The 12,521-nt window shown below is 71.7% G+C and carries 13 protein-coding genes; all 13 read left to right on the top strand.

Annotated elements, in window-relative coordinates; translation table 11 throughout:
- Positions 1 to 149: 149 nt before the first annotated feature.
- The 13 genes from ACZ7MF_RS31405 (at position 150) to ACZ7MF_RS31345 (ending at position 12,521) form a co-directional block, all read left to right on the top strand.
- Positions 150 to 1,439 carry a GAF domain-containing protein gene (locus ACZ7MF_RS31405; RefSeq protein ID WP_471481642.1) on the top strand — a complete coding sequence of 430 codons (1,290 nt, stop codon included), beginning with the start codon at positions 150 to 152 and terminating at the stop codon, positions 1,437 to 1,439.
- A 178-nt stretch (positions 1,440 to 1,617) separates the two neighbouring features.
- Complete coding sequence (locus tag ACZ7MF_RS31400; RefSeq protein WP_471481859.1) at positions 1,618 to 2,931, top strand: hypothetical protein; 1,314 nt, start codon at positions 1,618 to 1,620, stop codon at positions 2,929 to 2,931.
- A gap of 51 nt (positions 2,932 to 2,982) precedes the next feature.
- Positions 2,983 to 3,555: a GNAT family N-acetyltransferase gene (locus ACZ7MF_RS31395; RefSeq protein ID WP_471481641.1), complete on the top strand. Its 573-nt coding sequence runs from the start codon at positions 2,983 to 2,985 to the stop codon at positions 3,553 to 3,555.
- Between the two features lie 68 nt (positions 3,556 to 3,623).
- Positions 3,624 to 3,788: a putative leader peptide gene (locus ACZ7MF_RS31390; RefSeq protein WP_471481640.1), complete on the top strand. Its 165-nt coding sequence runs from the start codon at positions 3,624 to 3,626 to the stop codon at positions 3,786 to 3,788.
- Between the two features lie 150 nt (positions 3,789 to 3,938).
- Positions 3,939 to 5,636, top strand: coding sequence for a sulfite reductase SirA (sirA, locus tag ACZ7MF_RS31385; RefSeq protein ID WP_471481639.1), 1,698 nt, complete (start codon positions 3,939 to 3,941; stop codon positions 5,634 to 5,636).
- The gene (locus ACZ7MF_RS31380) at positions 5,633 to 5,812 is read left to right on the top strand and encodes a hypothetical protein (protein WP_159328176.1); all 180 of its coding nucleotides are present in this window, start codon (positions 5,633 to 5,635) and stop codon (positions 5,810 to 5,812) included. Before sirA ends, ACZ7MF_RS31380 begins: the two co-directional genes overlap by 4 nt.
- Entirely contained in the window at positions 5,809 to 6,519 is a 711-nt protein-coding gene (locus ACZ7MF_RS31375) for a phosphoadenylyl-sulfate reductase (protein WP_471481638.1), read from the top strand. Before ACZ7MF_RS31380 ends, ACZ7MF_RS31375 begins: the two co-directional genes overlap by 4 nt.
- A gap of 1 nt (position 6,520) precedes the next feature.
- Positions 6,521 to 7,165 carry an adenylyl-sulfate kinase gene (cysC, locus tag ACZ7MF_RS31370; protein ID WP_471481637.1) on the top strand — a complete coding sequence of 215 codons (645 nt, stop codon included), beginning with the start codon at positions 6,521 to 6,523 and terminating at the stop codon, positions 7,163 to 7,165.
- Complete coding sequence (gene cysD, locus ACZ7MF_RS31365) at positions 7,162 to 8,100, top strand: sulfate adenylyltransferase subunit CysD (protein ID WP_356856975.1); 939 nt, start codon at positions 7,162 to 7,164, stop codon at positions 8,098 to 8,100. Before cysC ends, cysD begins: the two co-directional genes overlap by 4 nt.
- 2 nt (positions 8,101 to 8,102) lie before the next feature.
- Positions 8,103 to 9,458, top strand: a complete 1,356-nt coding sequence (locus tag ACZ7MF_RS31360; protein WP_471481636.1) for a sulfate adenylyltransferase subunit 1 — start codon at positions 8,103 to 8,105, stop codon at positions 9,456 to 9,458.
- A gap of 233 nt (positions 9,459 to 9,691) precedes the next feature.
- Positions 9,692 to 10,795, top strand: coding sequence for an aliphatic sulfonate ABC transporter substrate-binding protein (locus tag ACZ7MF_RS31355; RefSeq protein WP_471481635.1), 1,104 nt, complete (start codon positions 9,692 to 9,694; stop codon positions 10,793 to 10,795).
- A gap of 33 nt (positions 10,796 to 10,828) precedes the next feature.
- Positions 10,829 to 11,623, top strand: a complete 795-nt coding sequence (locus tag ACZ7MF_RS31350; protein WP_356856981.1) for an ABC transporter ATP-binding protein — start codon at positions 10,829 to 10,831, stop codon at positions 11,621 to 11,623.
- Positions 11,610 to 12,521: an ABC transporter permease gene (locus ACZ7MF_RS31345; protein ID WP_471481634.1), complete on the top strand. Its 912-nt coding sequence runs from the start codon at positions 11,610 to 11,612 to the stop codon at positions 12,519 to 12,521. The genes ACZ7MF_RS31350 and ACZ7MF_RS31345 overlap by 14 nt, the downstream gene beginning before the upstream one ends.

Raw genomic sequence — 12,521 nt, 5'->3', positions numbered from 1 at the left:
CGTGGTTCAAGTTTGGACACCCGTGAAGTCGTCCACCAGGGTTGCAGGGGGTTGCAACTTGCGGTCGGCTGTGTGCGGACTGTGCCCGTCCGGCGTGGGCAACCGGTCAGTATGAGACGAACATCCGACTTCCGGAAGGACGAGGTCCCGTGGCGCTCTCGCCCATGGACGTGACACAGTTCGCCGCCGCCGACACGGCGCGTGCGGCTCGGATGCTCAGCGAGGTCCGCTCCGCGAGACTCTCGGGCGGGCGGGCTCCGGTGGCGCCGCGTCCGGTGATCGAGCAGTCCTGGGACCGGATGCTGCGCAGCGGCGTCGATCCGGAGCACGACTTCCGTTCCGGCCTGCTGACGCCGGAGGAGGTGCTGCGGCGGCGCGCGTGCTCGGAGCTGCGGCACGTCCTGCCGGTGCTGCGGGAGGCGCTGCTGTCGGTCGCGGACGTGGCCCACCACATCATGGTGGTCGCCGACGAGGACGGCCGGGTGCTGTGGCGCGAGGGCAGCGCGAGGGTGCTGCGCCGTGCCGACGGGCTCGGGTTCGAACTCGGGGCGGACTGGCGCGAGGAGGTGGTCGGCACCAACGGCGTGGGGACGCCGGCGGTGACCCGGCGGCCCGTACAGGTCTTCGCCTCCGAACACTTCGTGCGGTCGCAGGCGACCTGGACCTGCGCCGGGGCGCCGATCACCGACCCGCGCAGCGGGCGGCTGCTCGGCGTGGTCGACGTGAGCGGCCCGCTGGAGACGATGCACCCGGCGACCCTGGCCTGGGTCGACTCGGTGGCCAAGCTGGCCGAGGCCAGGCTGCGGGAGCTGCACACGCGCTCGCTTGACCGGTTGCGGGCCGTGGCGGCTCCGACGCTGGCCCGGCTGGAGGGGCGGGCGCTGGTCACCGACCGGGACGGCTGGACGGCGGCCGTGACGGGGATGCCCTACCTGGACCGGGTGGTGCTGCCCAAGTCGCCGGAGGCGGGCACGCGGTGGCTGCCGGCGTTCGGGGCGTGCACGGTGGAGCCGCTGGCCGAGGGCTGGCTGGTGCGGGCCGCGGCGGGGCCGGTGCCGCAGGACGCGACCCGGATCGTGCTCGACCTCGCGCAGCCGCGCCGCTGGTCGGTACGGGTGCTGGGCGGCGCGGAGGACTGGGCGCGGGAACTGAGTCCGCGGCACGCGGAGTTGCTGTACCTGCTGGCGGTGCACCGGGGTGGCCGCAGTGCCGCCGGGCTGGCCGGGGACATGTTCGGCGACCCGGCCCGCACGGTGACGGTACGGGCCGAGATGTCGCGGGTGCGGAGGTACCTCGGGGCGTATCTGGAACACCGGCCGTATCGTTTCTGCGAGGACGCGGAAGTGGAGATCCTGCTCCCGGCCGACCTCCAGGACCTGCTCCCCCACTCCACGGCTCCGGCGGTGGCGCGGCGGCGGGTGTCGCCGGGGGTGCCGTGACGGGGCGTCGGGGGGGCGCCCCGGATGGCCGTAAAGGCAGGTTGATTTCGCATATTTGCATCGTCTGCGTCCGCCGGGGGGTCCGTCTGCCGTAGCATCCTTGATGGACCGTCCCATCCGCTCCTCGGGCAACGCGACCACCGTCGAGCGCAGTTGGTCCGGCGTCCGTGGAGGATCGATGAAGCAGCGCGGCAGACACCGCCGGCGCAGACGGGGCAGGGCACTGCGCGCCGCCCTGACGGGTGCCGCCCTCGCACTGACCGGTGCTGCCACGCTGATCAGCGCCTCGCAGGCCACGGTCGCCGACGACCCCGGCGCCCTCAAGCCCCTCACCTCCGCCGCCGAGACCGACGCACTGCGCCTGACCGAGCACCGGGTGCCGACGACCTGGCTCGACCGGCTCTCCGCCGCGATGGGCGACCCGGTGGGCGTCGACACCGTCCTCGAGTCCGCCGACCACACCCTGCGCGACGCCGCCGACTGCACGGCCGGTGAGCGCGAGGCACTGCCGGTCTCCCCCGCCGCCACCCGCGCCTACTGCTGGGACGAGGCCGACACCGCGGGCTGGAGCCCCGGCGCGGTCACCACCTCCGGGGACGCCGACGAGGACGGCCGCTGGGGCACCCACCGCGTCATCCTCTCCGCCTGGTCCCGAGACGACGGCACGCCCCAGGGCGGCCTCGCCCGGGTCTCCTTCGTCGACGCCGACGACCCCGGCCGACTCGGCTACACCTCGGCGCTCCTCGCCGTCCCGGTCGACGGCGGCCACGACTACCGGGGGCTCGCCTCGCCCGTCACCGGCATGGTCTGGTACCAGGACAAGCTGCTGGTCACCACCGCCGCCGGGGACCGCGACGCGCTGTACGTGTACGACGTGGAGCGGGTCCAGCGCGCCACCACCGCGGCGGACGCCGTCGGGCGGGTGCCCGGCGGCTGGGCGGCGGGCGGCCACCGGTACGTACTGCCCGCCATCGCCTCCTACCGGCTGCCCGACACCGACGGCGCGGCCCGCCCCGGCGCGATCTCCCTGGACCGCGGCACCACCCCCGACAGCCTGGTCGCCACGGAGCACGTGGCCGCGGACGGCGACCGGCCCACCCGCCTGTGGCGCTACGCGCTGCGCACGGCCACGGATCCCGGCCGCACCGGACTGCCCGCCACGGACTCCGCCGGCCATGTGGACGCGGTCGAGGCGTACGAGACCGGGGCGGCCGAGGTCGGGGGCGTGCTGTCGTACCGGCCGCCCGGCGCGACCCGGTCCCACTGGTACGTGGGACGCGCGGCCGGCGGGCAGGACGGGCGCGGGACCCTGTGGCGCCAGGACACGGAGGGCGCCCGGGCCGCGGAGTGCGGGGCGGACCGGTCGCAGCAGTGCTGGAGCGGACCGGCGGGCTCGATGTCGTACTCGGAGCGGACCGGCGAGGTCTGGTCGCAGTCCGGCCGCATGCTGTTCGCGCTGCCGCTGACGTCGATCGAGGACGCGCTCGACTGAGGTGCCGGGCGGGATCGACAGATCCGCGGAGCGGATGATTCCCTGACCGGCATGACCAACATCGCCGTGACCACGTGGTCCCTGGAGCAGACGGCGCCCACCGATCTGCTGCCGGCCGCCGCACCGGAGGGGGACGTCCGGATCGTCCGCGCCGAGGTGCCCTCCCCCGAGTTCAGCCGTTTCCTGTACGCCTCGGTCGGCGGCGACATCCGCTGGACGGACCGGCTCGGCTGGAGCCACGCGCGGTGGCGGGAGCACCTGGAGCGGCCGGGCGTGGAGACCTGGGTCGCCCACGACCGCGGCACGCCCGCCGGATACGTGGAGCTGACGCCCGGCGACGACGGGGTCGTGGAGATCGAGTACTTCGGCCTGATCGCGGCCTTCCGCGGCCGGCGCATCGGCGGCCACCTCCTCTCGTACGGCACCGCCCGGGCCTGGGACCTGGCGGAGCGCTGGCCGGGGCTGGCCGTCACGAAGCGGGTGTGGCTGCACACCTGCAGCAAGGACGGCGAGTTCGCCATGGACAACTACCAGCGCCGCGGCTTCCGGCTGTTCGACACCAAGGTGGAGGAGGAGGCGGACGTGGCCACCCCCGGGCCGTGGCCCGGGGCCTTCCCCGCCTGACCTGCGCCGACACGTCGGTTTTCGGCCGTCCGGCCGACCGCTCACCGCACGTGTGACCAACGACACCCATGTCTCGCTCCACGAGACAAGGGTGTCCACATTTTGGATTAAGCTGGACCAGCTACAGATCGCCGTGCCACGCTTCCGTCATGCCTGGAACTGGAATTGCCTTGGTGAGTCGGCGGCACGTCGACCTCGGCCGCATGTCCAGCGCCATCTGTCCGGGCCGCTGAGAGCACCCTCCAGCACCTCCGGATTCCCCGCATTCGCCTCGCTCCCGCGCAATGACGCGCACGCGTGTCTCACGTATGCCCACGTAGTGCCACGCGCCATGCGCGCAGGTCAGAGCCGCATTTCGCCTGTCACCAAAGGACGTGTCACCCATGGCCGCCACCCCGCCCGACTCCGCTGCCGCGACCCCGCGCCGCAAGGTGAGCCGTCACCGCGGCGAGGGCCAGTGGGCGGCCGGACACTTCACCCCGCTCAACGGCAACGAGCAGACCAAGAAGGACGACGACGGTCTCAACGTTCGGACACGTATTGAGACGATCTACTCCAAGCGCGGCTTCGACTCGATCGACCCCGGCGACCTGCGCGGCCGTATGCGCTGGTGGGGGCTGTACACCCAGCGTCGCCAGGGCATCGACGGCGGCAAGACCGCGATCCTCGAGCCGGAGGAGCTGGACGACCGCTACTTCATGCTCCGCGTCCGCATCGACGGCGGCGCCCTGACCACGGCTCAGCTGCGGGTCGTCGGCGAGATCTCGCAGGAGTTCGCACGCGGCACGGCCGACATCACCGACCGGCAGAACGTCCAGTACCACTGGATCCGGATCGAGGACGTGCCGGAGATCTGGAACCGCCTGGAGGGCGTCGGCCTGTCCACGGTGACCGCCTGCGGCGACACGCCCCGCGTGATGATCGCCTCCCCCGTGGCGGGCATCGCCGAGGACGAGATCATCGACGGCACACCGGCGCTGGAGGAGATGAAGCGCCGGGTCCTGAACAACCCGGCGTACTCGAACCTCCCCCGCAAGTTCAAGACCGCGATCTCCGGGTCGCCGGTGCAGGACGTCGTGCACGAGATCAACGACGTGGCGTTCGTCGGGGTCGAGCACCCCGAGCACGGGCCGGGCTTCGACCTGTGGGTCGGCGGCGGCCTGTCCACCAACCCCAAGCTGGGCGTGCGGCTGAACGCCTGGGTGCCGATCGACGACGTACCCGACGTCTACGAGGGCGTCATCTCCATCTTCCGCGACTACGGCTACCGGCGGCTGCGCAACCGCGCCCGCCTGAAGTTCCTGGTCGCCGACTGGGGCGCGGAGAAGTTCCGCCAGGTGCTCGAGGACGAGTACCTGAAGCGGAAGCTGACCGACGGCCCGGCACCCGCCGAGCCCAGCAGCCGCTGGCGGGACCACATCGGCGTGCACCGCCAGAAGGACGGCCGCTACTACGTCGGCTTCGCCCCGCGCGTCGGCCGCGTCGACGGCACGATCCTGACCAAGGTCGCCGACCTGGCGGAGGCGCACGGCTCGGGCCGGGTGCGCACCACGGTCGAGCAGAAGATGATCGTCCTCGACGTCGAGGAGGCGCAGGTCGACTCGCTGGTCGAGTCCCTGGAGGCGCTGGACCTCACCGCCAGGCCCTCCACCTTCCGGCGCGGCACCATGGCCTGCACCGGCATCGAGTTCTGCAAGCTCGCCATCGTCGAGACCAAGGCGCGCGGCGCCTCGCTCATCGACGAGCTGGAGCGCCGCCTCCCGGACTTCGACGAGCCCCTCACCATCAACCTCAACGGCTGCCCGAACGCCTGTGCCCGCATCCAGACCGCGGACATCGGTCTCAAGGGCCAGCTCATGCTCGACGAGCACGGCGAGCAGGTCGAGGGCTACCAGGTGCACCTGGGCGGCGCCCTCGGCCTGGAGGCCGGCTTCGGGCGCAAGGTGCGCGGCCTGAAGGTCACCGCCCAGGAGCTGCCGGACTACGTGGAGCGCGTCCTCACCCGCTTCCAGGCCGAACGCGAGGACGGCGAGCGCTTCGCCGCCTGGGCGTCCCGGGCCTCCGAGGAGGCCCTGTCGTGAGCGAGCGCGCCGCGCCCTTCTACTGCCCCTACTGCGGCGACGAGGACCTGCGTCCGGGTGAGCAGGGCCACGGCGCCTGGGAATGCGGGGCGTGCAACCGCGCCTTCCAGCTGAAGTTCCTCGGGCTGCTCGCCCGGGGCCTTCAGTCCGACTCCACGGGAGGGGAACCGACATGACGGCGGTTCAGGAAGAACGTACGGCCGAGGACCTCAAGGCGCTGGCCGAGCGGGCGGGCCGTGAGCTGGAGGACGCCACCGCGCTGGAGATCCTCCGGTGGGCGGCCGAGAACTTCGGCGCCCGCTTCTGCGTGACCTCCTCCATGGAGGACGCGGTCGTCGCCCACCTGGCCTCCCGCGCCCTGCCCGGCGTGGACGTGGTGTTCCTCGACACCGGCTACCACTTCCCGGAGACCATCGGCACCCGCGACGCGGTCGAGGCCGTGATGGACGTGAACGTCATCACGCTCACGCCCCGGCAGACGGTCGCCGAGCAGGACGCCGAGTACGGCCCGCGGCTGCACGACCGCGACCCCGACCTGTGCTGCGCGCTGCGCAAGGTGAAGCCGCTGGAGGAGGGCCTGAAGGGCTACCAGGCCTGGGCGACCGGGCTGCGCCGCGACGAGTCGGAGACCCGGGCGAACACGCCGGTCGTCGGCTGGGACGAGAAGCGGGGCAAGGTGAAGATCTCGCCCATCGCCAAGTGGTCACAGGAAGATGTGCAAACGTACGTCACCGAGCACGGCGTCCTCACCAACCCGTTGCTGATGGACGGCTATGCCTCCGTGGGCTGCGCGCCCTGCACCCGTCGTGTGCTGGAGGGCGAGGACGCCCGCGCCGGACGCTGGGCGGGCCGCTCGAAGACCGAGTGCGGACTGCACGGCTGACATGACGACGACCACCGGACCGACCACCACGGGACCGACGACCACCACGGGACCGGCCACCAACCCGGGACCGGCCACCACCGGACCATCGAGATCCAGGGAGAACCACGTGACGACCGGAGCCACCGTCTGGCTCACGGGGCTGCCCAGCGCCGGCAAGACCACCATCGCCCGCGAGCTGGCCGACCGCCTCCGTGAGGAGGGCCGGCGCGTCGAACTGCTCGACGGCGACGAGATCCGCGAGTTCCTCTCCGCGGGCCTCGGCTTCGACCGCGCGGACCGGCACACCAACGTGCAGCGCATCGGCTTCGTCGCCGAACTGCTCGCCCGCAACGGCGTCACGGCCCTGGTCCCGGTGATCGCGCCGTACGCGGAAAGCCGCGACGCGGTGCGCGAGCGGCACGGGGCGAACGGCACGGCGTACGTCGAGGTGCACGTGGCCACGCCGGTCGAGGTGTGCTCGGTGCGCGACGTGAAGGGCCTGTACGCCAAGCAGGCCGCGGGCGAGCTGACGGGGCTCACCGGGGTGGACGACCCGTACGAGGAGCCCGTCAAGCCCGACCTGCGCATCGAGTCGCAGGACCAGACCGTGCAGGAGTCCGCCGCGGCGGTCCACGCGCTGCTCACCGAAAGGGGACTGGCATGACGACGACCGCCGAAGCGGCACGGGAGGGTACGGCGGGCCCGTACGCCCTCTCCCACCTCGACGCACTCGAATCGGAGGCCGTGCACATCTTCCGCGAGGTGGCGGGCGAGTTCGAGCGGCCGGTGATCCTCTTCTCCGGCGGCAAGGACTCGATCCTGATGCTCCACCTGGCGCTGAAGGCGTTCGCCCCGGCGGCGGTGCCGTTCTCCCTGCTGCACGTGGACACCGGGCACAACTTCCCCGAGGTCCTCGACTACCGCGACCGCACGGTCGAGCGGCACGGGCTGCGGCTGCACGTCGCCTCCGTGCAGGACTACATCGACCGCGGGGTGCTCAAGGAGCGCCCGGACGGCACCCGCAACCCCCTCCAGACGCTGCCGCTGACCGAGAAGATCCAGGCGGAGAAGTTCGACGCGGTCTTCGGCGGCGGGCGCCGCGACGAGGAGAAGGCCCGGGCCAAGGAGCGGGTGTTCTCGCTGCGCGACGAGTTCTCCCAGTGGGACCCGCGCCGCCAGCGCCCCGAGCTGTGGAACCTGTACAACGGCCGGCACGCCCCCGGCGAGCACGTCCGGGTCTTCCCGCTCTCCAACTGGACCGAGCTGGACGTGTGGCAGTACATCGCCCGCGAGGGCATCGAGCTGCCGCAGATCTACTACGCCCACGAGCGCGAGGTCTTCGCCCGCTCCGGCATGTGGCTGACGGCCGGTGAGTGGGGCGGCCCGAAGGACGGCGAGACGACCGAGAAGCGCCGGGTCCGCTACCGCACCGTCGGCGACATGTCCTGCACCGGCGCCGTCGACTCCGACGCCGACGACATCGAGAAGGTCATCGCCGAGATCGCCGTCACCCGGCTCACCGAACGCGGCGCCACCCGCGCCGACGACAAGATGTCCGAGGCCGCGATGGAAGACCGCAAGCGCGAGGGGTACTTCTAGACATGACCAGCACCACTGAACCCGTCGAGCCGCTGTCGGTCTGGCAGTTGTCGGAGACGACCCTGCTGCGGTTCGCCACCGCCGGCTCGGTCGACGACGGCAAGTCCACGCTGGTCGGCCGGCTGCTGCACGACTCCAAGTCGGTCCTCACCGACCAGCTGGAGGCCGTCGAGCGCGCCTCCGCGAGCCGCGGCCAGGAGGCCCCGGACCTCGCGCTGCTCACCGACGGCCTCAGGGCCGAGCGCGAGCAGGGCATCACCATCGACGTGGCCTACCGCTACTTCGCCACCCCGCGCCGCCGGTTCATCCTGGCCGACACTCCCGGGCACGTGCAGTACACGCGGAACATGGTCACCGGCGCCTCCACGGCCGAGCTGACGGTGATCCTGGTCGACGCCCGCAACGGCGTCGTCGAGCAGACCCGCCGGCACGCCGCGATCGCCGCCCTGCTGCGCGTCCCGCACGTCGTCCTCGCCGTCAACAAGATGGACCTGGTCGACTACCAGGAGTCCGTGTTCGCGGCGATCGCCGAGGAGTTCACGGCGTACGCCACCGAGCTGGGCGTCCCGGAGGTCACCGCGATCCCCATCTCGGCCCTGGAGGGCGACAACGTGGTGGAGGCGTCGGCGGTCATGGACTGGTACGGCGGCCCGACCGTGCTGGAACACCTGGAGACCGTCCCGGTCAGCCACGACCTGGCGCACTGCCACGCCCGGCTGCCCGTGCAGTACGTGATCCGGCCGCGGACCGCCGAGCACCCCGACTACCGCGGCTACGCGGGGCAGATCGCCGCCGGCACCTTCCGGGTGGGCGACGAGGTCACCGTGCTGCCCTCGGGCCGCACCTCGAAGGTGTCCGCCATCGACGTGCTCGGCGAGCCGGTCGACGCGGCCTGGACGCCGCAGTCGGTGACGCTGCTCCTGGAGGACGACATCGACGTCTCGCGCGGCGACCTGATCGTGCCCAGCGAGGACGCCCCGGCCACCAGCCAGGACGTCGAGGCCACCGTCTGCCACGTCGCCGACGCGCCGCTCACCGTGGGCCACCGGGTCCTGCTCAAGCACGGCACCCGTACCGTCAAGGCGATCGTCAAGGACATCCCGGCCCGGCTCACGCTGGACGACCTGTCCCTGCACCCGCACCCCGGGCAGCTCGTCGCCAACGACATCGGCCGCGTGAAGGTCCGCACCGCCGAGCCGCTGCCCGCCGACTCCTACGCCGACTCGCGGCGCACCGGCTCGTTCATCCTGATCGACCCCAGCGACGGCACCACGCTCACGGCCGGCATGGTCGGCGAGTCCTTCGCCGCGCCGGAGCCGGTCAAGGACGCGGCCGACGCCGACGGGTGGGACTTCTGAGCATGTCCTCCCCCGACTTCTACTCCACGTTCGCCAAGGAGGGCGGCCGCGTCGGCAGCGGCGCCCTGGGCAGCGGGCAGGGCGGAGTGGCGCGATGTGTGCGCTGACGTACGCGCACCGCTCGCGCGCCCTCACCCCCCGCAGCCGAAGACCTGCCGACCTCCCGGCCACGCCCTGACACCTCGGACCAACCGACAGGCGTGCGTGCCGGACCAACGAGAGGAACACCTCCCGTGCCTGCCACCACCGCCCTGCGCCGCACCCTGGCGGTCATAACCGCCCTTCCGCTGCTCACCCTGGCCGCCTGCGGCTACGGCTCCCAGGCGAAGGACGACGACACCGCCAAGGTCGCCGAGGGCGCCGAGAAGATCGACGGTCTCGACTCGGTCCGGATCGGCTACTTCGGCAACATCACGCACGCCACCCCGCTGGTCGCCAACCAGAAGGGCTTCTTCCAGAAGGCGCTGGGCGCGACCGAGGCCAAGTACGCGGTCTTCAACGCGGGGCCGTCCGAGATCGAGGCGCTGAACTCCGGCTCGATCGACATCGGCTGGATCGGCCCGTCCCCGGCGGTCAACGGCTACGCCAAGTCCGACGGCAAGAACCTGCGCATCATCGGCGGTTCGGCCTCGGGCGGCGTGAAGCTCGTGGTGAACCCGGACAAGATCAAGTCCCTGAAGGACGTCAAGGGCAAGCGCATCGCCACCCCGCAGCTCGGCAACACGCAGGACGTGGCGTTCCTCAACTGGATCGCCGAACAGGGCTGGAAGGTCGACGCCCAGAGCGGCAAGGGCGACGTGACGGTGGTCCGCAGCGACAACAAGGTCACCCCGGACGCCTACAGGTCCGGCTCCCTGGACGGCGCCTGGGTGCCCGAGCCCACCGCGTCCAAGCTGGTCGCCGAGGGCGGCAAGGTGCTCCTGGACGAGTCGACGCTGTGGCCCGACGAGAAGTTCGTGATCACGAACATCATCGTGTCGCAGAAGTTCCTCAAGGAGCACCCGAAGGCCGTGGAGGCGGTGCTCAGGGCGTCGGTCGACACCAACGAGTGGATCACGGCCAACCCGGACGATGCGAAGACCGCGGCGAACACGCAGTTGGAGAAGGACTCCGGCAAGGCGCTGCCCGCCGACGTGCTGGACCCGGCCTGGGAGTCGATCAGGCTCACCGACGACCCGCTGGCCTCCACCCTCGACGCCCAGGCGGAGCACGCCGTGAAGGCCGGTCTGCTGGAGGAGCCCGACCTGAACGGCATCTACGACCTGACGCCGCTGAACAAGGTCCTCAAGGCCAAGGGCAAGCCCGCGGTCGACGACGCCGGACTCGGCGTCGAGTAGAGCCCGGATCCGACCACCCAGGAGGTGACGACCATGGCCACGACCACGACCCTCGCCAAGGCCGCCGACGGCACCGAGTCGGCCGAGTACGCGGCCCGCATCGAGCACGTCTCGAAGTCCTTCGCGGGCCCCGCCGGGCAGCAGCTCGTCCTGGACGACATCACCCTCGATGTCGCGCCCGGCGAGTTCGTCACCCTCCTGGGAGCCTCCGGCTGCGGCAAGTCCACGCTGCTGAACCTGGTGGCGGGCCTGGACCGGCCCAGCGCGGGCGGCATCAGCACGGACGGGCGGCCGGCCCTGATGTTCCAGGAGCACGCCCTGTTCCCGTGGCTGACCGCGGGCAAGAACATCGAACTCGCCCTGAGGCTGCGGGGTGTGCCCAAGGCCGAGCGCCGCGACAAGGCGGAGGAGCTGCTCGAACTCGTCCGCCTGAAGGGCGCGTACGGCAAGCGGGTGCACGAGCTGTCGGGCGGGATGCGCCAGCGGGTCGCGATGGCCCGGGCGCTCGCCCAGGAGAGCAAGCTGCTGCTGATGGACGAGCCGTTCGCGGCGCTGGACGCCATCACGCGGGACGTGCTGCACGACGAGCTGACCCGCATCTGGCGCGAGACGCAGGTGTCCGTGCTGTTCGTGACGCACAACGTCCGCGAGGCCGTGCGGCTGGCCGAGCGGGTGGTGCTGCTGTCCTCCCGTCCCGGGCGCATCGCGCGCGAGTGGACGGTGGGCATTCCGCAGCCGCGCCGTATCGAGGACACCGCCGTGGCGGAGCTGTCCGTCGAGATCACCGAAGAACTGCGTGGGGAGATCCGCCGACATGGCCAGCACTGACACGACGCGTCCCGCCGGGGGCGCGGGCCCGAAGGACGGCGGCGACCTCGCCGGTCTGGAGGCGGGCCTGGACGCACTGGAGTCGGTGCAGCAGGGGCGCACACCGCTGCGGCAGACCCTGGTCGAGAAGGTGCTGCCGCCCACCGTCGCGGTCCTGCTGGTGCTGGCGGTCTGGCAGGCACTGGTCACTTTCAAGATCGTCGACGACCCGACCAAGCTGCCCGCCCCGTCCGACGTGTGGGACGTGCTGCACCAGGCCTGGCTCCAGGGCGAACTGCTCGGCTACATCTGGACCAGCGTCTCGCGCGGTCTGCTCGGCTTCTGCTTCGCGCTGATCATCGGCACTCCGCTGGGGCTGCTGGTGGCGCGGGTGAAGTTCGTGCGGGCGGCGATCGGCCCGATCCTGTCCGGCCTCCAGTCGCTGCCGTCGGTGGCCTGGGTGCCGCCGGCCGTGATCTGGCTGGGTCTGAACAACTCGATGATGTACGCGGTCATCCTGCTCGGCGCGGTGCCCTCCATCGCCAACGGCCTGGTGTCCGGCGTCGACCAGGTCTCCCCGATCTTCCTGCGGGCGGGGCGCACGCTGGGCGCGACGGGGCTGAAGGGGACCTGGCACATCGTGCTGCCGGCCGCGCTGCCCGGCTACGTCGCCGGTCTCAAGCAGGGCTGGGCGTTCTCCTGGCGTTCGCTGATGGCCGCCGAGATCATCGCCTCCTTCCCCGACCTGGGCGTCGGCCTCGGGCAGTTGCTGGAGAACGGGCGCAACGCCAGCGACATGGCCATGGTCTTCGAGGCCATCCTGCTCATCCTGGTCGTCGGCATCGCCATCGATCTGATCATCTTCAGCCCGCTGGAGCGCTGGGTGCTGCGCAGCCGCGGTCTGCTGGTGAAGGGCTGA

The sequence above is a fragment of the Streptomyces sp. NPDC111628 genome, assembly GCF_055635195.1.
The sequence above is the reverse complement of the archived record's forward strand: the minus strand, read 5'-3'. Positions and strand labels throughout refer to the sequence as shown.